This is a genomic window from Flexilinea flocculi (genome assembly GCF_001192795.1).
GTDB classification, from domain to species: Bacteria; Chloroflexota; Anaerolineae; order Anaerolineales; family Anaerolineaceae; genus Flexilinea; species Flexilinea flocculi.
Genome location: NZ_DF968179.1, coordinates 456997 through 478545, shown reverse-complemented (window position 1 = coordinate 478545; position 21549 = coordinate 456997). Strand labels below are relative to the sequence as shown.

At 44.9% G+C, this 21549-nt stretch carries 18 protein-coding genes and 1 CRISPR repeat array (1 of these 19 only partly in view); of the genes, 7 read left to right on the top strand and 11 right to left on the bottom strand.

Features of this window, described 5'->3' with window-relative positions:
* Positions 1-44: 44 nt before the first annotated feature.
* The 9 genes from ATC1_RS01965 to rpsU form a co-directional block, all read right to left on the bottom strand.
* A complete protein-coding gene (locus ATC1_RS01965) occupies positions 45-1118 on the bottom strand; it encodes a glycosyltransferase family 4 protein (protein WP_062277778.1) in 1074 nt (357 codons plus the stop codon).
* Positions 1115-3685, bottom strand: coding sequence for an AAA family ATPase (locus ATC1_RS01960; protein WP_062277775.1), 2571 nt, complete (start codon positions 3683-3685; stop codon positions 1115-1117). Before ATC1_RS01960 ends, ATC1_RS01965 begins: the two co-directional genes overlap by 4 nt.
* 7 nt (positions 3686-3692) lie before the next feature.
* Positions 3693-5057, bottom strand: a complete 1365-nt coding sequence (locus ATC1_RS01955; protein WP_062277772.1) for a hemolysin family protein — start codon at positions 5055-5057, stop codon at positions 3693-3695.
* 143 nt (positions 5058-5200) lie between these two features.
* Positions 5201-6442 (bottom strand): metallophosphoesterase family protein, encoded by a 1242-nt coding sequence (locus ATC1_RS01950; protein ID WP_062277769.1) that lies wholly within the window; start codon positions 6440-6442, stop codon positions 5201-5203.
* 1 nt (position 6443) lies between these two features.
* On the bottom strand, positions 6444-7826 hold the full coding sequence (locus ATC1_RS01945) for a C39 family peptidase (RefSeq protein WP_062277766.1): 1383 nt from the start codon (positions 7824-7826) through the stop codon (positions 6444-6446).
* A 321-nt stretch (positions 7827-8147) separates the two neighbouring features.
* Entirely contained in the window at positions 8148-8492 is a 345-nt protein-coding gene (locus tag ATC1_RS01935; protein ID WP_062277760.1) for a hypothetical protein, read from the bottom strand.
* 215 nt (positions 8493-8707) lie between these two features.
* The gene (locus ATC1_RS14785; protein ID WP_154664733.1) at positions 8708-8854 is read right to left on the bottom strand and encodes a hypothetical protein; all 147 of its coding nucleotides are present in this window, start codon (positions 8852-8854) and stop codon (positions 8708-8710) included.
* On the bottom strand, positions 8851-9114 hold the full coding sequence (gene infA, locus ATC1_RS01930; RefSeq protein ID WP_062277757.1) for a translation initiation factor IF-1: 264 nt from the start codon (positions 9112-9114) through the stop codon (positions 8851-8853). The genes ATC1_RS14785 and infA overlap by 4 nt, the downstream gene beginning before the upstream one ends.
* 41 nt (positions 9115-9155) lie before the next feature.
* Positions 9156-9353: a 30S ribosomal protein S21 gene (gene rpsU / locus ATC1_RS01925; protein WP_082174613.1), complete on the bottom strand. Its 198-nt coding sequence runs from the start codon at positions 9351-9353 to the stop codon at positions 9156-9158.
* Positions 9354-9848: 495 nt separating this feature from the next.
* On the opposite strand from rpsU, the gene wecB reads away from it, so the two are divergent.
* From wecB to ATC1_RS01910, 3 genes are all read left to right on the top strand, one after another.
* The gene (wecB, locus tag ATC1_RS01920) at positions 9849-11006 is read left to right on the top strand and encodes a non-hydrolyzing UDP-N-acetylglucosamine 2-epimerase (RefSeq protein WP_062277752.1); all 1158 of its coding nucleotides are present in this window, start codon (positions 9849-9851) and stop codon (positions 11004-11006) included.
* A 105-nt stretch (positions 11007-11111) separates the two neighbouring features.
* The gene (locus ATC1_RS01915; protein ID WP_062277749.1) at positions 11112-12293 is read left to right on the top strand and encodes an MFS transporter; all 1182 of its coding nucleotides are present in this window, start codon (positions 11112-11114) and stop codon (positions 12291-12293) included.
* Positions 12294-12511: 218 nt separating this feature from the next.
* Positions 12512-14080: a bifunctional metallophosphatase/5'-nucleotidase gene (locus ATC1_RS01910; protein WP_062277746.1), complete on the top strand. Its 1569-nt coding sequence runs from the start codon at positions 12512-12514 to the stop codon at positions 14078-14080.
* A 203-nt stretch (positions 14081-14283) separates the two neighbouring features.
* Here the strand turns inward: ATC1_RS01910 and ATC1_RS01905 are convergent, their stop codons facing one another.
* Positions 14284-14532, bottom strand: a complete 249-nt coding sequence (locus ATC1_RS01905) for a DUF5320 domain-containing protein (protein ID WP_062277743.1) — start codon at positions 14530-14532, stop codon at positions 14284-14286.
* A 248-nt stretch (positions 14533-14780) separates the two neighbouring features.
* Positions 14781-15167, bottom strand: a complete 387-nt coding sequence (locus ATC1_RS01900; RefSeq protein WP_062277740.1) for a PadR family transcriptional regulator — start codon at positions 15165-15167, stop codon at positions 14781-14783.
* Between the two features lie 301 nt (positions 15168-15468).
* Here ATC1_RS01900 and ATC1_RS01895 point away from each other — a divergent pair, with 301 nt between their 5' ends.
* The 4 genes from ATC1_RS01895 (at position 15469) to ATC1_RS01875 (ending at position 19893) form a co-directional block, all read left to right on the top strand.
* Positions 15469-15915, top strand: a complete 447-nt coding sequence (locus tag ATC1_RS01895; protein ID WP_062277736.1) for a CGGC domain-containing protein — start codon at positions 15469-15471, stop codon at positions 15913-15915.
* A gap of 9 nt (positions 15916-15924) precedes the next feature.
* Positions 15925-16878, top strand: coding sequence for a radical SAM protein (locus tag ATC1_RS01890; protein WP_062277732.1), 954 nt, complete (start codon positions 15925-15927; stop codon positions 16876-16878).
* Positions 16879-16954: 76 nt separating this feature from the next.
* Positions 16955-17683: a DUF364 domain-containing protein gene (locus ATC1_RS01885; RefSeq protein WP_201777223.1), complete on the top strand. Its 729-nt coding sequence runs from the start codon at positions 16955-16957 to the stop codon at positions 17681-17683.
* Positions 17684-18021: 338 nt separating this feature from the next.
* Positions 18022-19893, top strand: coding sequence for an ABC transporter ATP-binding protein (locus ATC1_RS01875; RefSeq protein ID WP_062277727.1), 1872 nt, complete (start codon positions 18022-18024; stop codon positions 19891-19893).
* Positions 19894-19927: 34 nt separating this feature from the next.
* Positions 19928-21549: direct repeats of the CRISPR family, unit length 33 nt; unit sequence ATTTCAATCCACGCTCCCCACGTGGGGAGCGAC (it continues 4120 nt past the right edge of the window).

Genomic DNA, 21549 nt, shown 5'->3' with positions numbered 1-21549 from the left:
ATCTGGTTGTCTCGTCTCTGAAAATTTTGATTATTTACTCAAAATTATGCCTTTACGCTATGAATCGCTTCAATAAATGTGCCGGTCATGGATTCCAGATTAATCTCATCATGGACAATACGGAAAGATGCTTCACCCATTTTTCTAAGACGGATCGGATCAGAAAGCAGATTCCGGATTGTTTGAACCAGGTGATCCAAATCACCGGCGCGAATCAGCACACCGTTATCTGAACGGATCAAATCATTCTGTGTACCATCTGCTTCCGCAGCAATTACCGGAAGTCCGGATGCCATCGCTTGTTGAATCGCCAATCCACCCGTTCCCGGCAAGACAAATAGATCGGCATGATCGAATTTTTCTTTCAGCGATTGATTATACAAAGCTCCCCAGAAAACTGTCTCTGGGAAACATTCTGCGGAAATCTCAACCAATTGCTCACGTACTGGTCCATCCCCGACAATCCACAGAATCGGATGAAAAGATTCTTCCAAAACACTGCAGGCGCGGATCAGCAAATCAACGCGCTTCCGTTCCTGTAATCGACCGACATAAAGAAGAATGGGGGATTTTTCCCAGTTCGGTGTATAAGCACGCTGCGGCATATTTCCTTGTGGTCTGGGAGCAGCAGCGTTTTTTGCAATAAAAATGCGATCTGACGAAAAACCTGCCGCTCGATAGGCTTCGGCTCCCGCGCTGCTGTACGTTATTAATGCGTCAAAAAGCCGCAAAAACCAGCATTGGGAGACATCAAACGTGGATCCGGTTCCCAGTCCCCATCCAATGACAGGCCTTCTTCGAAAACGCATCCACAACGCTGCAGCAATCGAAAATGGATAACGCCGGTTTGCTTCAAGGATTAGGATGTCCGGATTCCATGATTTCAGCCATTTCAGAATATCCAGTTGCAGACAGATGTAAAATTTTCCAGAGAACAAATGTAAATTCTTCCCTGGCCAGACTTTGGCAGAAACGGGTATCCTGGAATGGTCAATCATCTCATTCGGACGTGATTCACCAGAAAAAATTTGTAATTCGCCTTGCAGAGCATCCGCCAGCATATCAAAAAAAGGAACTCTGTATCCGGCAAGCACACGCTGTACCAAACCGACTTTCATACAATGACCTTTACTTGAGAACCATTTACATTCTTTTCGACTTCAATTCTTGAGGGGAAAGCATCTTTCAACTCATCCAGATGGGTGATGACCAATATTTTTTCAAAGCTATCTTGAATTGCTGTGATTGTTTCAATCAATTTTTCACGTCCCTCCGCATCCTGACTTCCAAAACCCTCATCAATAACAAGCATCTGCAGGCGGGCTCCCGCCCGTTTTGCCAGAAGTTTGGAGAGAGCCAGACGAATGGCAAAATTCACGCGAAAAGCTTCCCCGCCTGAATATAGCTCATAGTCGCGGGTGCCAAAGCCATCGCTGATGATAATATCGAGCGTTTCTTTTTTTATATCTCGTGTCTTATCTTTGTAGTCCCGCAGCGTGTTGAGTTGAATTGACATTTTATCATCGGTCAGGTTGCGCAATATTTCATTTGCGCTGTCTTCGATTTCCGGCAGCGCCTGTTCAATCAACAGTGCCGGGATTCCATTTTTACTGAATGCCTTTTCCAATACTTTCAATCTTCCAATCAATTGGTTTAATTCTGCCTTTTCCAATTGAAGAACGGCTTTTTTCTGCTTCAGCGATTCCAATGCAGCCACACTTTGTTCTGCTGCCCCTCTGCGAGCCCGCAATGTATTTTCTTCCATCTGTGCAGCATCAAACTGTTTTTTTGCTTCAATGGAATCAGCTTTTAACGCAGTCAGTTTGTTGAGAGATTCTTTCTGATCCAGCAGAGCCGCTTCCAATTCCCGCCGTTTCTGTTCATTTTCAGCAATCCGATTTGATAGATCCTCAATCTCCCGTTTTAGCGGTTCCAATGCAGCCTTTGCTTTCAATAATGCCTTATATTGCGTATCAATCGACTGCAATTCGCCGACACGGTTTCGGCAACGCTCATGAGCCGATGCATCATATTGCAGTGTCGTAATTTTATCTGAAATTTCTTCCAACAATTTGCGTTCTTCGAGACAGAACTGCTCTTTTGACAACCAATCATTGATCTGTTCGAACCGTTTTGAACCAATCTGCTGCCAACGGGAAACGATACTCTGATCATTGACGATTCGAGCAGAAATCGGTGCACATTCTTTCTCCAAAGTCAAAATTCTTTGAGAAATCTGTGTCATCTGCGCTATTGTGTTTTCATATGACTGTTTTTGTTGATCCAGTTTGTCCAGCTCACTCTTCAAACTGCGATATGCATTTCCAAGCGTTTGACCCTCATCCTGAAGCTGAGCCAGATATTTCTGACAATGCTCCTCGTTGAGATCTGTACCGCAAAATGGACAGGGGGCACCGACAGCCTCGCGCAGGTTATTCTGCTGATTTTTTATTTCAGTCATGCGGTTTTTCATTCGAAGGCATTCAGCCTTCTTTCCCTGTATATCTTCCATTAGCATTTTTAAGGCAGCCGTGATTTCCTCTCTGGCAGTCGTCTCACGCTCCAAAGATTCAATTTCCTTCCGCAGTTCTGATTCGCGCTGTTGTTCTTGTGCAATACTTTGCTGTGCTTTTTGGACCAGTTCATAATCCTGCCGCAGTGTTTTCTGTTCCTGACTTAATCGAGCTTGTTCCTGGCGAATTTTTGATAAGAGCTCGTTTTTGCTTCTTTCTAATTCAAAAAAAATGACCTGCTTGTCATTCCATGATGCAAATTCAGTTTGAGCCTGCTTTAACTGAATGATTTTTTCTTCGATCTGGGCTTCATTTTTCAAATTTTCCTGAAAACGTGCGGATTCATCCAATCGGATTGCCAATTTTTTCCGATCTGCATCCATCTGGATGGAAAGCGTCTGTAATTGCGAATCCGTTTTTTTCAGCAAATCCTGCTGGGAAAAAATCAGCTGCTCCGTGTTTTTTGCGTTTTGCCACGCCTCCTGACGAACATTGGTGCGCACTTCCGCAGCAGCCAATGCTTCTGTTAACTGATCAAGCAGCTTTTTCCTTTGATCTTCCTCTGACAGTTCGCTTTCGATTTGTTCCAGCAAACTTAGAACGACTTCCAGACGATTCGAACGATCCTTGCGTTTTTCAACCGTCTTTAATTGAAAGTCATTCCATTGATCCAGATTTAGAATGCTGCCCAATACTTCTTTTCGTTCAGTAGGATTCTGTTTTGTAAACTGATCCGCTCTCCCCTGCAAGAAAAAAGAGACATTGATAAAGGTACGATAATCCAAATGAAGGGTATTGCAAATCAGCTTATTCGTCAGTGATACGCTTCTTTCAGTTATCACTCTCCAATGATCAGCCATTTCATCCCAAATCTGAAATTCAACCGTTGAGGATTTTCCCTGTTCCCGAGTCCGGATGATTTTATAAATACTTTTCTCATACTCAAACTCAAAAGTCACTTCCGCCTTTCGATTATGGGTCGAATCGTTAATTACCGACTCATCATTCTTTCGGGCTTCCCCGAATAACGCCCATGTCATCGCATCCAGCATCGCTGATTTTCCAGCTCCATTTTGTCCAGTAATGCAGGCAACATGGATGGATGTGAAATCAATTTCAACATCTTCCTGATAGGATAAAAAGCCTGAAATCTTTATGGAACGTGGAATCATTTCTTTTTCACTGATCTGAATTCAACAAATGATCATCGGAAGGGGATTGCGGATTGTGATCTTCCGGTTGATCTTTTTTATTGCGATCAACCAGTACTTTATCAATTCTGCGGTTATCCATATCCACTATTTCAAATCGGTAATCCTCCCAAACGAAGGAATCACCGACACTGGGGATAAATCCAATCTGACTCAGAATAAATCCACCCAGTGTTTGATATCCGATGCGGTCTTCATCGGGCAATTCTTTGATATCAAGCGTATCTTTCAACTCATCCACATCCAATTGTCCATCCAACAGCCAGGATCCGTCAGCTCGTTCGACAATCTGAGGATCAAATCCTTCGTTCAGCCCCGGGACTTCACCGACCAGTTCACTGAGGATATCGATGAGCGTAATCATTCCGGAAAAGCCGCCATATTCATCCATCACAATCGCCACTTGTTTGCCGGAATCTCTCAAGTCATCCAATACGCTCAGAGCAGGTTTGCTTTCGGGAATAAACAATGGGGTCTCTGAAATCGTATCCAGATCAATTTGATCGCCACGGATATAACAATCCAGAAGTTTCTTGGAGGAAATTACTCCCACTACATTATCGGCATTTCCACGCACTGTCGGAAAGAAAACATCGTCGGAGTGAAGAATTTCTGAAAGCGAATCCTCGAGCGGTTCATCCAAATCAATCCAGGTCAGTTCTGTCCGCGGAGTCATCATTGCATCTACAGTACGATCGCTCATTCGGAAAACACTTTCGACAATATCCTGTTCCGTCTCCTCAAAAACACCAACTTGTTTTCCCTGTTCAATCATGACTTTCACTTCGTCTTCCGAAACCGGCAGCGCACCACTCTCGGTAACTCCAATGAGTTTGATGCCGAGTTCTGTAGACCAGCTTAGAAAAGCCACCAAGGGCTTGGAGACTTTTGAAAGGCTTCTCATCAATCCGCCCATACGCATGGATATTTTTTCTGGATTGGAGATTGCCAGTCGCTTGGGAATCAATTCTCCGATGACCAGACTGAAATAGGTAATTCCGATAGAGACGAGCAACAGCGCCAGAGTGTCCGCCACAGGCTTCAACAGGTCAATCTTTTTCAAGTATTGAGCCAATCCGCCGGAAAAAGCAGATGCGCCTAATGCACCGGTCACAACACCCACAAGACTGATCACAATCTGGATGGTGGAAAAGAAATCGCTTGGATTTTCAGAAAGATCCAATGCAATTGATGCTTTCTTATTGCCTTCATCAATATATTTCTGCAACCGGGCTTTGCGCAGCGAAACTACAGCCGTCTCCGTCATCGAAAAAAGGCCGTTGATGATAATCAAAACGACCAATAATAATAATTCACCTATTTTTCCTGACATAAAAAAATCCCTACACATACGAAATCTCTGATATGAGATTCCGATTTAATAAAAATCATATCATCCATTAACAATATCGTTTCATCAGTAATTCGAAATATGGACAGAACTTTCGAATCAATCAAGAAAAACAACCAATCTTTTCAAATTTCGAATTTCTGCAGATCCTCATCCACAATGGACTGCGCTAACGACATCAAAACTCCGATTTCCCCGGAATCAATCGATTGAATCTCACAATACTTTTCTAATAGTTCCATCGGGCTCAATGCGCTGATACCTGAATGATCCTGAAAACGAATCCTCTGAGTCTGGATAGCTTTTCGAACGAGATGGAATTCAAGTGCAGATTCCGTTTTCTTGCGGATCTCCATTTCATCCAGACTGGATTCCCAATTCTGAGGATAATTGACAACCAGACGCACCATTGCATCACGCATATCGACTTGATTCGGCAAAGCATCCAATACTTCCTGTTGAAACGATTCCGCACTGCTGATTGTAATTTCAGTATTGAAAAACTTTCGTCCACTCAATTTGCGAAAAGAACAGGTTGTATGATGGTTTTCGATTTCTGCAATGATGAAACCTTTTTCTTCCCTGGATTCGCCGAAATTTACTCGTTCGATTGAACCGCTGTAGATAACGGGCGGTTGAAATCCTTCATTCAGATCCTGGTATTTATGAATATGCCCCAAAGCGGTATAAGAAAAACAGGGATTTTTCACCAACCCGCCAGAAAGGGTTACTTCCCTGCCGAGTGAGACTGCCTGGTGATTGGGATATTCTGCACCAGGGACTGAATAATGGGCCAACAGAACAGCCGGAATCTGCGGATCTATTTCACCGATCGCAGTCTCTATTCTTTTGGAGATTTCGAATTCCAGTTGTTGATGGATTTCATCCGATGTCATTCTTCGAGTATCAAAAGCAGCGATCATCATGGATTTAGGCACCCAGGGTACAGCCAAGACCTGGATCGGCAAACCATGTAATTCAGTCGGTTTCCAGAGTTTGATTGACTTCGCCAGATGCAGATATGGAACTTCCAGCGTATCGTATTCCTGCAGTGCATTCGCTCGTGTACTGGCAGGAGACACATCATGGTTACCCGGAAGCATTAAAACCGGAATGCGGGCATCCGACAACCGTTTCATCCGCTTTCCCCATTCCCGTTGAAATGTCGGCACCGGCGTAGGATCACGATATGCATCTCCGGCAAAAAGGACCAAATCGATCGACTCATGAAGCGCGCAATCCACAATCTGATCCAATGCGTTCAGAAAATCAATCGTTCGGACTGATAAACCGGTTTGAGGATCTTTCTTCCCTGTAGCAGCGCAATCAATATGCACATCAGCAAAATGGAGCAAACGAATGGACATATTATTTCAAACCGATATCATTCAACAGTGTCTGACAGGCAGTAAAACCTTCATGGATTTCCAAACATTTACGCAAATCTGATTCTGCACTTTCATACACACCGAGCGCTGCATTTGCCATGGCACGCCAATAATAACTCTCCTCAAGATATGGTTCCTGCGTGCTGGCTAATGTTATGGATGCGAGAGAGATCACGTCGTTATACCTTCCGGAATAATAATAAGCGTAATAAGGACCCGTTTGATACCAGACGATGCGATACGGTCGCGTGCTTGTATCTAAAGCCGCATAGTGTTCGAAAGCCATATCGTACGATTGCGCAGCACCATAATAGTCATTCAGTTTCACCTGTGTGGACCCGCGATTGAAATATGCAAAAAACAGGGATTCATCATCCACAGCTGATTTGACTTGTTCATCCGCCATTTTCATCGCATTTCTGATCGCCCAATCCTCGTTCGTATAAGGACCCAGCAGCGCATATAATTCCGCTTCTTTCTCTCCCGGATAAACGATCATAAACTCGAAATTAAACGACAACCACTCCTGATGCAGCAGTTCATAACTGATCTTATAATTCGGTGTATAGTAAGAATCCTGCACCGTCCATTCTTGTTTTTCGTCGTCATAACCAGTAACAATATTATAATGGCCCATCCAGCTAAGGCGGCCGCTGACCTCCTGCATGTAGGATCCTTTCTCAATCAGTACAGGAAATCCGGAAGCAATCATCTTCTTCAGAAGTTGTTCAGTGCCACTGATTCGGACAATAGAGCGCAAATCGGAGTTTTCAGCAACAAAGTTTTCCATCTCGTAAAACATGACATTCTTATCTTTTTCGAAGGGTTTCAGCCATTTGCCGGCTTTAAGCCGATCTCCGTTCCATCCCCAGAATGTCATCGCCATCGACAGATTTGTCGGAGCGCAGTAATTCCAAATACCATGCTGATCTTCGTATTTCACTCCCTGAATGGAAGCGCTGGACGGAAGTGGGAGTTCTGTTGCAGTGGGAACGGCAGTGCTGGTCGGAGACGGTGTCCAGGTCGGAACTGCGGATGCAATCCGCACCACTGAGGATGCTGTATCCTTAATAAATGGAGTTACAGAGGGCATCAGCGTGGTTGTCGGATTGGGCATTACAGGTGTTTTTTCTACCAGAGGATCTGCACTTTCATCTATAGAAACACCTGCAAGCGGCGACGATTCCCGAGGGATAAAGAGCACCTGATCCGGGGCATGGTAGCGATAGAAGATACGTGATTTTAGATCATCGATATGAAAACTGATCAGAGTTCGCGCCGGTGTAAAAAGGCCGATGAAAACCAGAAGTACTACGATGATTATAAACAGGAAAAAAGGGCGGAAATCTTTCTCAGAATCCATATCGTTTATTATATCAATAAGTGTATTGCAGTATCAGCGATTCAAAATCGGAAAGAATTCTTTGTAGTTGTATGTTATTTTGCGCTTGGCAAAAAAACATTACAAAAATAAAAAAATCCTCCCGATCTTTCAAATCGCGGAGGTCAATCCTGCAATTTGAAATATGTGAGGAAACAAGTTTTCATTGAAAAATTGACCATGACGCGATCCACAGAACTGGTGATCTGTAAAAAAAAGTTTGAGAACTGTTTTCCTCCTTGAACCGGTTGAAAACAATTCTCAACTTGATCTTTCCATTGACAACCGCATGTGGAAAACGATTTATTCTTCATCCTCGTCAAAATGAACTTCCTGTTTAATTTGTTCAGGCTTCACTCTGACCCATAATGCAATTTTTTCTCCCTCGTCCGTCTCAACCAGACGAGCTGCTAAAATCGGAATTTCTTGTTCCAGACCGATTGTATTACGATAATGAAGGTACATAGTATCCTGCTGGTTCCAGGTTTGATAACAGCGCTCAAGCAGGCCGGCGCCATTCATCGTTCGAAGATTCGTCATCACAACGTCATAATATTCCGGTGATTCACTGATCCCAGAAACCCATTCAGAGTTTACGGCTTCAAATGTCGGTGTTGGTCCTTCGATGATTGTAATTTTATTATCCATAGTCACTCTCAATATTTATAGCAATTCTACATGTAGACCGGCCTTCAAATGAAGAGAAAAATTATTCTCTCAATAATGAAACCACTGCTATCATTATCAATCATACCATAGGAGACCCGGCAATTCGCAAGATGAGGAGGATTTTTTAAGCAATTCTAATTTTTATTGATTTTCGAGTCAATCAAGAAAATGTGTTATTGTGACGTTTTCGTGCTTCATTCAAGAACACCAAAACGATGCGTTTTTCCGTCTTTTCTAACACTGAATCCTGTTGAAAATGCCAATGTTTTTACTTTTTCGTGAACAGGTTTAAGTCCGGTGATATTGTAAAAAAATCCGGCTTCCGCCGGATTTCCTATCACATCATTTCATCATCATGTCCACCGAATTCATTCGGTTTTCGTTGGCGATAGACGATTCGCCCGCGTGTCAGGTCGTATGGAGACATTTCAACCCGCACATGATCACCCAGCAAAATTCGAATATAAAATTTCCGCATTCTGCCGGACAAATATGCCAATACCTCATGCCCGTTTTCTAATCGGACACGAAACTGTGTGCCAGGTAATGCCTCAATGATCGTACCTTCAACACTGATTTTGCTATCTTCTTCTTTCGCCATCCTTAAACCTCTTCCTTCGGCGTATTATAAATTCGAGCGAATTAATCATGTTTCTCGAATTGTCGCCGTTTCATTCGGCGCATAGATTTTTTGCGTTCGATCCGATCTGTTTCGCTTTTAGAAACGAACCAGCGTTTTTGACGAACAGTACTTAGAATTCCACTTTTGACAACTTTCTTGCGGAATCGTTTCAGAATAGAATCCTGTGATTCATTTGGTCGAAGAACTACACTTGCCACTTTTATTCACCCCCCCTCATTCTATAAGGGTCCGGAAGGTCTGACCAAACAAATCATCGTTCCTGCTGATCTCGGTAATCCTTCCATAACAATAAGAAAGCGTCGTGATACGACACTTCTTAAGCGAAAAAAATTATACACGCTAATAAAATGTCTGTCAATTCAGCTGGCTGATTTGATTTATGACATAATGCTCCTTAATTCGAAATTTGGAAAAGTTTTTAAGAAAAGAGCAGTATTTCAAAAAATTGAGAGGGTATTTCATTGTTTGTTCTTTTTACTAAGCTGGAAATTTTCTCGCGTTGCTGATTAATAATAAATAGAAATTCTCTTCCATCAGTAACATTCCAGCGATTCGATTGATTACTTCAAATTTCAAAGTGCTGATCAAATTTCAAATTGCTGTTAACAGTCTGATAAAATCAATCTAATAATCTTGGATTAATACTGAATTGATTGAGTCATAAAGAAAAACGCTTAGAAAAGAAATCCAGTATGCAGAATCGTCAAATAAAAATCATGGCAGTCATCGGGACACGACCTGAGGCAGTAAAGATGGCGCCAGTGATTCAAGAATTGAAACGAAGAGAAAATATCGAGACGCTCTTGTGTCTCACTGCACAGCACCGTCAAATGCTGGATCAAGTGCTCGAATTGTTTGATTTGAAAGCAGACATCGATCTCAACTTGATGAAAAATCAACAGACGCTGCCAGAAATTACCGCTTCCATTTTGTTCCATATGGATCAAGTCCTGAAACAGGAAAAACCGGACTGGATTCTGGTTCAAGGGGACACAACGACTGTCATGGCAGCAGCGCTTGCCGCTTTCTACAATCATGTGAAAGTCGGGCATGTGGAAGCCGGCCTGCGCAGTTACAACAAATGGGCGCCTTACCCGGAAGAAATCAACCGGAAAATCGCCGGAGTGATCGCAGATCTACATTTCGCACCCACCACCCTGGCGCGGGAAAACTTGATCAAAGAGAATTATCCTCCAGAAATCTGTTATGTCACCGGCAATCCGGTGATCGATGCTTTGCAGCAAGTTTCCGCAATGCCCTTTGATCTCAGCCAAAGCCCCTTAAAGGATATTCCCTTCAACCGGAAAGAAATCATTACTGTTACTGCCCATCGCCGTGAAAATTTCGGCAAACCATTGGAGGACATCTGCAGCGGAATCCTAAAAATCAGCCGGGAATATTTTGAGCGTGTCCACATCGTCTATCCCGTCCATTTAAATCCAATTGTCCAGCAAACAGCGCATGGCATTTTAGGAAATCAAGAGAATGTTACACTGCTTCCTCCGCTGGATTATCTGGATATGGTTCAACTCATGAAACGGTCGAAAATCATTCTGACAGACTCCGGCGGATTACAGGAAGAAGCCCCCGGACTGGGTATTCCTGTTCTGGTACTTCGCGATGTAACGGAACGTCCGGAAGGATTGGAATCCGGCAACATACGATTGGCAGGAACTGATGCACAGCATATTTTTGAGCAAGTCAAAAACCTGCTGACCAACCGGAAGGATTGGGAAAGCATGGCAAAAGCAGTTAATCCCTACGGTGACGGGAAAGCAGCCCGCCGAATTGTCGATTTACTGATCGAAAACAGTCCAGCCATTCAAGACAAAGACAAGCTTTTCGAATAAAGAAAGAAAATATCAGGCTGCCTGTTCGATCAGGATTTTTTTGCGCGGCATTAACAACCGCAGAATAATTTATGGAAAGAGAGAGACACAATCACGTAATTCGTTATGGAAAATGCACAAAAAGACGCTTATGCAAAACAACTGTTGATCATCACAATTCTGTTATGGTTTTCCCTGTATGTCCACGTTCCTTTTCAGACACCGTATTTGAGCGGCATCGCCGTTCCAGCTGGTTTCATCGGCCTCGTCATCGGCACGTATGGGCTGATGCAGGTCGCAGGCAGAATTCCGATCGGAATTTTTGCAGATTTATACGGAAATCAAAAACCATTTATCGTTGGCGGAATGTTTTGCACATTTCTCGCCTCCTTGATTCGCGTGATCTTTCCGACAGGTGGCGGCTATTTGGCAGCGAATTTTTTCTCCGGACTCGCTGCCTGTTCCTGGATATGCTTTATCGTACTGTATACCAACCTGTTCAGCAAAGAGGAACTGTCCAAATCAACGGGAATGATCATCTCCATCCACAATGTCGGTATCTTCCTCGGGTTCGCCGCCGGCATGATTCTGCGTGATATTGCCGGAATGAATGTCCTCTGCATGGCAGGAACCATTGTATCTTTTGTTGGTTTGATCTTGTCGTTCTTTCTGCCCGCAGAAACCAATCATTCATCCAAACAACCCACAAAAGCAGACTTCCTCCAACTGTTCCGCAACCCCAACGTCATCTTCTGGGGTTTGGTAGCCCTGGTTCAGCAGGGTATCGTCTCTTCCACCGCCAATTCGTTTACAACCCAGGTAGCCAAAGATGTCGGCGCCAACGCCATTCAAATTGGAATCGGCGCATTAATCTATATTTTATCAGCGGTGATCTCTTCCAATTTCAACAGCCGCCGATTAAAACCGGGAGTTATCGTCCCGATTCTTTTCATGGGATTGGCAATCTATTGCTTTCTGGCGCCAAACATGTCCTCCGTTGTCTATCTATACCCGCTGCAGATACTTGCGGGCCTCAGTCAGGGATGGCTGTATTCCTGTACAACTGCAGAAGCGATGAAAGAAGTGCCCGACGCAGTTCATTCAACAGCCATGGGTTACTATGCCTCGATCTATGCTGTAGGAATGACCTTGTTTCCAATGTTCACCGGAGAGATCGCCGAACAATCGGGAATCCCGTCAGCATTTTATGTATTAATGGCCATCAGCGTCCTCAGCGCTGTTTTGGTATGTCTCCGATTTCGCAGAAAAGCAAAACTCCAGCCAGTTGCTCAGAAATTCGAGCTATGAGAATAATTCTTTGTTGTTCTTATGGTTTTGCGCAAAGTGCAAAACTATAAGAACAACGATATTTACTTTCGCGATTCGGAAAACTTGTCCATATTTCGAATCGCTGTTCATAAAATTCCTCACAATCTGTCGCTATAATTGAATAGATCGGATTTAATGCTTCGATCCTGTTTACAGATCAAAGCATTCATGGTTAAAAAAAAATGGAGGGAAAAAGAATGAAATTGAAATTCATATTGTTGTTTGTTCTGATCGTAGTTACAGGTACGTATTTTCCTGCGGTGGCCCAGACTGAAGCGGAACCATTCACGCTGACCATCCTGGGAACCAATGACATGCATAGCTACTATGCGGAAACACCGGATAAAGTCGATGAAGGGCAGACCGCCGTCACAGGATCCATCGGATACGCCAAAATTTCCGCATACAAACATCAGATTGCGGAAGAAAATCCGGTACTGTTATTCGATGCCGGCGACGCGCTCCATGGTCAGGTTTTCGCCACATTGCTCGAGGGTGAATCCATCGTCTGGCTGATGAATGAAGGTGGCTACGATGCAATGGCACCTGGAAATCATGATTTCAACTATGGATACCAGCATCTGATTGATCTGGGATACATGGCGGATTTTCCAATTCTCGCATCGGATCTGATTTATGCCGATACCGGCATCAGTGTTCTGCCGGAATATACGATTTTCTCCATCGACGATCAGATCAAAGTCGGCGTGTTTGGTTTGGCTACACCTGAAACACGCTACAAATCCTCGCCTGAAAATTCGGAGGGACTTGAGTTTCTGGATCCCTATGAATCCGCAGCGCGTATGACCGCTTTCCTCAGACCGCATGTCGATCTGGTGGTTGCTATCTCCCATCTGGGATTGGATGCCGGCAGCCAATTCACCAGTGAAGGACTGGCACAAGCGGTTCCGGACATCGACATCATCGTCGACGGTCACAGTCATACCGAACTGCCGGATGGCATGACGGTGGGGGACACCGTGATCGTTCAAGCCGGTGAACATGGGCGCTTTATCGACCGCATCGATGTGGTCCTGCAGCCAGGCGAAGCCCGAACAGATCGCTGCGAAGTGCTCTCCAAGACAGCCCGTCTGGTCTCTTTTGAAGAGCTGATGACGCTGGAACCAGATCCGGACGTCCTTGAGGCTGCCAGCGAGATGCAGGATCTGATCAGTGAAGTATCAAACGAAGTAATCGGCCACACTGATATCGATCTGGATGGTGAACGGGAAACGAATCGCAGCCGTGAGACCAACCTGGGTGACTTGATTGCAGAGGCCATGTTATTGGAGACCGGCGCGGATGTCGCCATCACCAATGGCGGCGGTATCCGGGCATCCATCCCCGCAGGGGATATCACGCTGGGACAGGTCATCACCACCTTCCCGTTCGGAAACTATGTCGTGACCATCGAGTCCAGCGGACAGGATCTGATCGATGCGATGGAAAACGGATTGTCCGATTACCCGGAACTGAAAGGAGCATTTCCGCAAATCGCAGGGATGCGGGTCGTATTTGATCCATCCAAACCAGCCGGCAGCAGAGTGGTTGAGCTTACGGTGGATGGCGAGCCAGTCGATCCCGAAGCGACATATATCACTGCCACCAACAACTTCATGGCAATCGGTGGTGATCAATACACCATGTTTGCGGATAATCCGCTGGTCGGAGAGTTCGCCTCCTTTGACGAAATCCTGGCAGATTATCTGTCCATTTACGGCACAGAAGCAGTGGAAATCGACGGAAGGATTTCGGTTAACGAATAATTCTGTTCTCATCGAAGACAAAATTACAACATGGCGTTTCTCTCTTTCGATTTGGAGGAGAGAAACGCTTCTCAAAAATTTTTTCATTCGAATAATGTTGCTATAAAACATACTTCTTCAAGTAAAAAAGTGATTAAATATGGAATTATTTAAAAAATAGACAGCTCCGTGTAATGGAGCTGCCATTTGCTGAAAGAACTTGTCTATTTCCCTTCGATATCCTGCAAGCTTTGCTTAATTACAGCCAACTGGTTTTCCAACCAATTCTTTCGCTGTTCCATCACTTCTTTAGCTTCAGGCATTGTTGCAGAAAAAAAACCTGCTCCCCAGCCAAAATTGCCGCGGAAAAAACCACGTCCCAGTCCACGACCTACAGTACCTCCCCCGCAGGGTCCCATTCCTCTTCCAAAAGGGCCATTCCCTAAAGGACCAGTTCCATCAAATCCAGGCATAATATTCTCCTTTCAATTACTTTTTTTTACCTATCTATTGTTTTGATACATCAACCTCTCAAAAATTGGCCGAATGTCAAATACCAAATCCTGTGATACCAGGAAAATGGTTTTCGTGAAAAACGATTTTTTATAAAAATCTGTCCTCGTCTTGGTCCAAGACTTCCACGATGTCCCATGCCCCGGCTTGTCCAAAAATTTTGACCAAAAGGTCCAGTCCCATCTCTAGCGGGCATTTTTCCCCCCTCTCAATCAGATTCCTCTTTTGCAAGCAACTGTAAAATAATCGCATTGGTTCTTGATAATTCCTGTTTCCAAAATTGCAAAGCCTCTTCACCTTTCTCTGTCAAATGGTAAGTTCTTCGAGGCGGACCTTGTGTCTGATCCGTTACCCAATCTGATTGAATCCATCCCAAATCTTCCATCCCACGTAAAGTACGGTAGATAACACTCGGATGAATGGTCGAAAATCCCATTTTTCCCAGATCGGATAACAGCGAATATCCGTGACTTGGCGCTCCTTTCACAAGAATCAATAAAGCAGGTTCCAACAAGGACCCTATTACCGGTGAATGTCGATCTTCCTGACCTTGAGCACGCCCCATTGCCCATCCTCTTCCATGTCTTGGCATCATTCATATCCTCCACTTTTTTATATTCGCATTAATAGAATAGCATACTATTCTATTAATGTCAATAGACAATTTTAGAATATTCAATTAAAATATATCTGCTTTTTTTCTGATGCATTCTATTCCAATGTGAAAAGGACGATTCTGTCTGATTATTTTTCATTATCAAAACAGGGCGAATAAAAAACAGAAATTCTTAAATTTTCTTACCTGAAAATTGAAAAAAGCAAACATGGATCATCTCTTTTCATCAATCTACAGGAAAACAAGAAAAATTTGATGATCAAATTAAAGGAGATTTAAAATGAGTGAAAAAACCAAAATCGGAATCATTATTTGTGATCGATACCGCACTTGTGCTGGCGGCAAGTGTTTGAGAGCCATGCGAAATCGGGAAGGCGCTTTCAGCATATATTCTGATAAAGAAATTGAATTAGTAGGTTACACAACATGTAATGGCTGTCCTGGAGGAAATATTGAATATACCGGAGAAGAGATGGTCAAAAATGGAGTTCAGACCATCCACCTGGCCACTGGATTGCTGGTGGGATATCCGCCCTGCCCATATATGGATACATTTAAAAGTCTGCTGGAGACAAAATACGGAGTAAAAGTTATATTTGGAACCCATCCGGTCCCCCAAAAATATATGGATTTACATACGAAACTTGGAACGTGGAAAGGACCTGAATGGGAAGCACGCCTTTCAGCTTCAATCGCTGATGAACCAACCAGAAAAGCCTATAACTAAGGGAGAAAAATGATCGCATTTGGTCCGGTCCCTTCCCGGCGTCTGGGTTACAGTTTGGGAATCAACCATATTCCAGCCAAACACTGCTCTTATTCCTGCGTTTACTGCCAGGTCGGCAGAACAAACAAAATGGAGATTGAACGCAAAGAATTTTATCCGATTGATCAAGTGATTTGCGACGTTGAAAAGAAGGTTCTTGAGTGCTCTCAGGTTGGAAAGGGAATCGATTACCTGACTTTGGTTCCCGATGGCGAACCTACGCTGGACATTAATCTCGGAAATATCATAAAAAGTCTTAAACAATTTCAAATCCCAATCGCTGTGATCTCGAATGCATCACTGATTAATCGGCTTGATGTGCAAGAAGAGTTATTGCAAGCGGATTGGGTTTCTTTAAAAGTGGACGCCATCGATGAACAAATATGGAGAATGATTGACAGACCGCACCGCGCTTTGTCTCTCGCCAATATTCTCAACGGAATACTTGAATTCAGACAGAAATTTTGCGGGAAACTTGTTTCAGAAACAATGCTGGCAGATGGATTAAACGACAATGAAAAAGCAGCTTCTCAGTTGTGTGAATTTTTATTAAACCTTCACCCTTTCAAATCCTATCTTTCCATTCCGACCCGTCCACCAGCAGAAACGAGGATTACTGCACCTTCTCCGGATGCATTACAAAAATTTCTAAAGATATGCGCTGAGCAAATTCCTTTTTTGGATCTGCTCTTTGAAACGGAAGTGGGAGATTTTGTTTCAACAGGGAATTTTGCAGAAGATGTTCTCAGCATTACCGCAGTTCATCCTTTACGTGAACAAGCCCTTAAAGAAATGGTCATAAACACTGGAAACAAGTGGGAGATCGTCGAAGATTTGCTGGCTTCCGGCAAGATCAGCTGCGTATCCTATCGGAATGAAAAATTCTTTTTGCATAATTTTAGAAACAATCAAAAAGAACAATAACCAGCATGCCCAAACAGAGCGCGCTTTTAAACAAGATCAGTTTTTAATGGATTTTACTTTCAACAAGAGAATGAACATGAAATTACTTCAGGAAATAATCGATACACTTCCAGACAAACCGATACAAGTACGAAAAGTAATCATCGGGATTCATTGGACATTGGTAGCCAGCAAGTATTGCGGACTGGCATCTACCATGGTTGGACAGGAACAACATGGTCATGTAAAGATAAAAGATGTCGGAGAATTAACCAAGAAAAGTGCCCAGGAGCTGGCAACATGGTCTCTCTCGGATAATCTTTTAGAAGCCAGTATAGGTATCGCTGCCATCAACTCCATATTGGATCTCAATGAGCAACTATTGAAAGAGATCAACGCATCAGAAGTGATTGCGAAACATTGCGTTGATAAAAATCTGGCGATTGTAGGGCATTTCCCCTTTATTGAAAAGATGAAAACAATAGCCCGCAATTGTTGGATCATTGAAAAACGCCCACAAGCAGATGACTTTCCCGAAGAAGCAGCCAAAGATTTTATCCCGCAATCAGATGTGGTTGCCATCAGCGGTACAACATTTATCAACCACTCCATCGAAAATTTACTTTCGCTTTGTCCACCTTCAGCTCTTGTAATGGTACTAGGACCTTCCACGCCGATGACTCCGCTATTATTCGATTACGGAATTTCTTTTCTTTCTGGTTCCAGAGTAATTGATGAAGAAGCAGCAATTACGACCATCCAAGAAGGCGCAATATTTCCGCAAGTAAAAGGGATCAGAATTTTAACAATGTCCAAAGAAATCTGACAAAAACCAATTTTTATTAAAAATGGACAGATATAACTTTCAATCAAAAGAAGGCTAATATTTTATTTAATGGGAGAACAAAGATTTTAACAATTCGAAATTTGATGACTGCCAGCGTTTTCTCAGTATTTACGCCAATCTCAGCAATTCGAAAATTCAATCCATAATTTGAATTGCTGTTTTTACCTGCAACTTCTGTCGGAGCCGGTGCAGTATAATTACCAGACCGCTCATTCGTAATTTGGAACAATCTTTCTTTTTAAGAGAGCGAAAAGAATCCCCGCCATATCTCGAATGATTGAGGCCAGACTTCGACCCTATTCTTTTGGAGCAGCACATTGAATTCATCAAATTCCACGCCGGCTGATAATAACGCAGCCTCTATTTTCGCGCGAATCAACCGGCAAATTCATGATTTTTGGAAGGCATTGCGCAATACTCCAGAAGCGTTTCGGCTGGTCTGGGCATCCAGTCGTCCGGCAGCAATCACCGGGTTTCTTTTGATGCCGATCTCCGCTGTCATGCCGGCTGCACAAGCCTGGGCAGGCAAACTGATCGTCGATTCCATCGTCAGTGTGATCGGTCAGGGGTTGGAACCAGCCGCAGGGCTCAAGATTGTTTTCCCGTATCTGGCATTCGAGTTCGGACTCATCCTGATCGGATCAGGAGTCAGTCAGGTGCGTTCTCTGGTTGACCGGATCCTGCAGTCGCAGCTCACGAACCACGTCAACACGCTGATCATCCGTAAAGCGATCAGCCTGGACCTCCAATTCTTCGAAGATCCCGTATTCTACGATACGCTGCAAAATGCGCGCCGCGAAGCGGATATTCGAACACTTGCCATTGTCAATTCCACGCTGCAGATGGCACAGCAGGTCATTACGCTGATTTCTTTGATCGCATTGCTCATCCGATTCAGTCCATGGCTGGCTTTCCTGGTTTTCGCAGCCGCCATTCCCTCTTTTCTTTCACAATCCCAATACGCGGAACGCGCCTTTCGAGCAGTCACCCGCCGTGCCCCTGAAGCGCGTTTGTTAAACTATCTGGAAACGCTGCTGACCGGTAATGGGACCGTCAAGGAAATCAAACTGTTCGGGCTGGGCGAACCGCTCCTCAAACGCTATCAGGATCTGTTTATGCAGTTTTATCTGGAAGACCGCGCCATCGCCGAAAAACGCTCGGCAGCCGGCTTCAGTTGGGGACTGTTGTCCAACCTCGCCTATTATGGAAGCTACATCTGGATCGTGCTGCGGACCGTCGTGGGAGCCATTACGCTGGGTGATATGACGATGTTTCTGTCCATCTTCCGCCAGTCGCAAACCTCCTTTCGATCGCTGCTCGACAGCCTGAAAAACCTGTATGAAAGCAATCTTTTCCTGGACAACCTGATGATGTATCTACAGCTCGAACCGCTGTTGAAAACCCCATCCAACGGCCGCATCGCTCCTGTACCGGTACGGCAAGGAATTGAATTCAGGAACGTTTCATTCCGCTACCCGGGAGCGGAAAAAGACGTGTTGCGCAAAATCAGTTTTCACATTCATCCGGGGGAGCGCATCGCGCTGGTCGGATTGAATGGCGCCGGTAAAACGACGTTGATCAAACTGCTCACACGGCTCTATGACCCGACCGAAGGACAGATTCTGTTGGACGGTGTTGATCTGCGGGAGTATGATCTGAAAAGCCTGCACCAGCGATTTGGCGTTATCTTTCAGGATTTTGTGCGTTATCAATTCACGGTGCGGGAGAATATCGGATTTGGCCAGGTTGATGCCCTGGAGGACATGCGTCGCATCAGGGATGCCGCACAGCGCGGAGGAGCAGCTCCCATCATTGAGAATCTGCCAGCCAGCTACGATACCATGCTGGGAAGGCGCTGGGAAAAAGGGCAGGAACTGTCCGGAGGACAATGGCAAAAAATTGCCCTCGCGCGCGCGTTCATGCGCGAAGCGGAAGTGCTGGTACTGGATGAACCCACCTCGGCATTGGATGCAGAAGCCGAATATGAGGTTTTTCGGCGTTTTGGAGAATTAATTGGAGACCGTATCGCCGTTCTGATCTCTCACCGCTTTTCAACCGTCCGCATGGCGGACCGCATCGTTGTCCTGTCCGAGGGCAAAATCCTCGAAATCGGCTCGCATGCCGAGCTGCTGCAGCTCGATGGTACTTACGCCCGCCTGTTCAACTTGCAGGCGGAAGGCTACCGATAGCCTGGGCGAATCGACCATCACAATCCGATCTGTAATTTCAATCCACGCTCCCCACGTGGGGAGCGACAAGTTGCAAGGGTTAATCAGACTAATACATTGATATTTCAATCCACGCTCCCCACGCGGGGAGCGACTTGAATAGTAACTATGAATTGACTGATTACATTATATTTCAATCCACACTCCCCACGCGGGGAGCGACTATCATCCTCGAGGACGGTACTCCAGCGGATTTCATTTCAATCCAAACTCCCCACGCGGGGAGCGACAAAATGTGGGTAAATGCTATATTAGATACACAAAATTTCAATCCACGCTCCCCACGCGGGGAGCGACAACGCGTCATGATACAAACGGTATTGGATTAACCATTTCAATCCACGCTCCCCACGTGGGGAGCGACCATAAACACCCTCACAACAGAGCCGATTCAATCAATTTCAATCCACGCTCCCCACGTGGGGAGCGACTGAGCGCACATCATGGCGAAACGGCTGACCGATATTTCAATCCACGCTCCCCACGTGGGGAGCGACTGTATTTCATCGGAGGCCTTCCTGCGCTGCTTTCAATTTCAATCCACGCCCCCCACGCGGGGAGCGACCCGGTATAAGTGCTCCTGTTTGCATGGTGATACATTTCAATCCACGCCCCCCACGCGGGGAGCGACTCAGGAGTCCTGGAATTTATTAATCAATTAAAATATTTCAATCCACGCCCCCCACGCGGGGAGCGACTTGATTGATTAATTAATGTATAGGCTAGTATACATTTCAATCCACGCCCCCCACGCGGGGAGCGACTCGTCAGAAGAATCCTCTGATGAAGATTTTTTTGATTTCAATCCACGCCCCCCACGCGGGGAGCGACTATCAGCGGCAATAAATGAGTGCCTGAGTCTCTTATTTCAATCCACGCCCCCCACGCGGGGAGCGACCTACTTTTTCAACTGGCATTAATCCATTTTGCTATTTCAATCCACGCCCCCCACGCGGGGAGCGACCCGACCGATACAGCCAACTAATCCTCATGTTGCATTTCAATCCACGCCCCCCACGCGGGGAGCGACGATTGATTAATTAATTAATGTATAGATTAGTATACATTTCAATCCACGCTCCCCACGTGGGGAGCGACCGAAGTGTTTCCGCTCAGAATAATTCCTTATCTATTTCAATCCACGCTCCCCACGTGGGGAGCGACCTCAAGAGAGAGAAACGGAGGGAATAATGGACAATTTCAATCCACGCTCCCCACGTGGGGAGCGACTGTATATTTCGAAATTTTAGAAAAAAACAGAAAGTATTTCAATCCACGCTCCCCACGTGGGGAGCGACGATATTTTTTTACCCTATAGATTGCACTACAAAATTTCAATCCACGCTCCCCACGTGGGGAGCGACTTCCTCGACCCAGAGTACGTGAAGCAACTAAAGAATTTCAATCCACGCTCCCCACGTGGGGAGCGACCCCACAGGCATTAATCCATTTTCCTCAGCTTCCGATTTCAATCCACGCTCCCCACGTGGGGAGCGACTATCGTATGCACTTTTTTGGGGAAACGGAAGAAGATTTCAATCCACGCTCCCCACGTGGGGAGCGACGTTGTGCTATGCTAAATTTTTTTGCATGGTAATATATTTCAATCCACGCTCC

What these genes read in the sequence shown, in the direction of transcription:
- ATC1_RS01965 (WP_062277778.1), bottom strand. Translation starts at nt 1,118, where the DNA reads ATGAAAGTCGGTTTGGTACAGCGTGTGCTTGCCGGATACAGAGTTCCT.
- ATC1_RS01960 (WP_062277775.1), bottom strand. Translation starts at nt 3,685, where the DNA reads ATGATTCCACGTTCCATAAAGATTTCAGGCTTTTTATCCTATCAGGAA.
- ATC1_RS01955 (WP_062277772.1), bottom strand. Translation starts at nt 5,057, where the DNA reads ATGTCAGGAAAAATAGGTGAATTATTATTATTGGTCGTTTTGATTATC.
- ATC1_RS01950 (WP_062277769.1), bottom strand. Translation starts at nt 6,442, where the DNA reads ATGTCCATTCGTTTGCTCCATTTTGCTGATGTGCATATTGATTGCGCT.
- ATC1_RS01945 (WP_062277766.1), bottom strand. Translation starts at nt 7,826, where the DNA reads ATGGATTCTGAGAAAGATTTCCGCCCTTTTTTCCTGTTTATAATCATC.
- ATC1_RS01935 (WP_062277760.1), bottom strand. Translation starts at nt 8,492, where the DNA reads ATGGATAATAAAATTACAATCATCGAAGGACCAACACCGACATTTGAA.
- infA (WP_062277757.1), bottom strand. Translation starts at nt 9,114, where the DNA reads ATGGCGAAAGAAGAAGATAGCAAAATCAGTGTTGAAGGTACGATCATT.
- wecB (WP_062277752.1), top strand. Translation starts at nt 9,849, where the DNA reads ATGCAGAATCGTCAAATAAAAATCATGGCAGTCATCGGGACACGACCT.
- ATC1_RS01915 (WP_062277749.1), top strand. Translation starts at nt 11,112, where the DNA reads ATGGAAAATGCACAAAAAGACGCTTATGCAAAACAACTGTTGATCATC.
- ATC1_RS01910 (WP_062277746.1), top strand. Translation starts at nt 12,512, where the DNA reads ATGAAATTGAAATTCATATTGTTGTTTGTTCTGATCGTAGTTACAGGT.
- ATC1_RS01905 (WP_062277743.1), bottom strand. Translation starts at nt 14,532, where the DNA reads ATGCCTGGATTTGATGGAACTGGTCCTTTAGGGAATGGCCCTTTTGGA.
- ATC1_RS01900 (WP_062277740.1), bottom strand. Translation starts at nt 15,167, where the DNA reads ATGATGCCAAGACATGGAAGAGGATGGGCAATGGGGCGTGCTCAAGGT.
- ATC1_RS01895 (WP_062277736.1), top strand. Translation starts at nt 15,469, where the DNA reads ATGAGTGAAAAAACCAAAATCGGAATCATTATTTGTGATCGATACCGC.
- ATC1_RS01890 (WP_062277732.1), top strand. Translation starts at nt 15,925, where the DNA reads ATGATCGCATTTGGTCCGGTCCCTTCCCGGCGTCTGGGTTACAGTTTG.
- ATC1_RS01885 (WP_201777223.1), top strand. Translation starts at nt 16,955, where the DNA reads ATGAAATTACTTCAGGAAATAATCGATACACTTCCAGACAAACCGATA.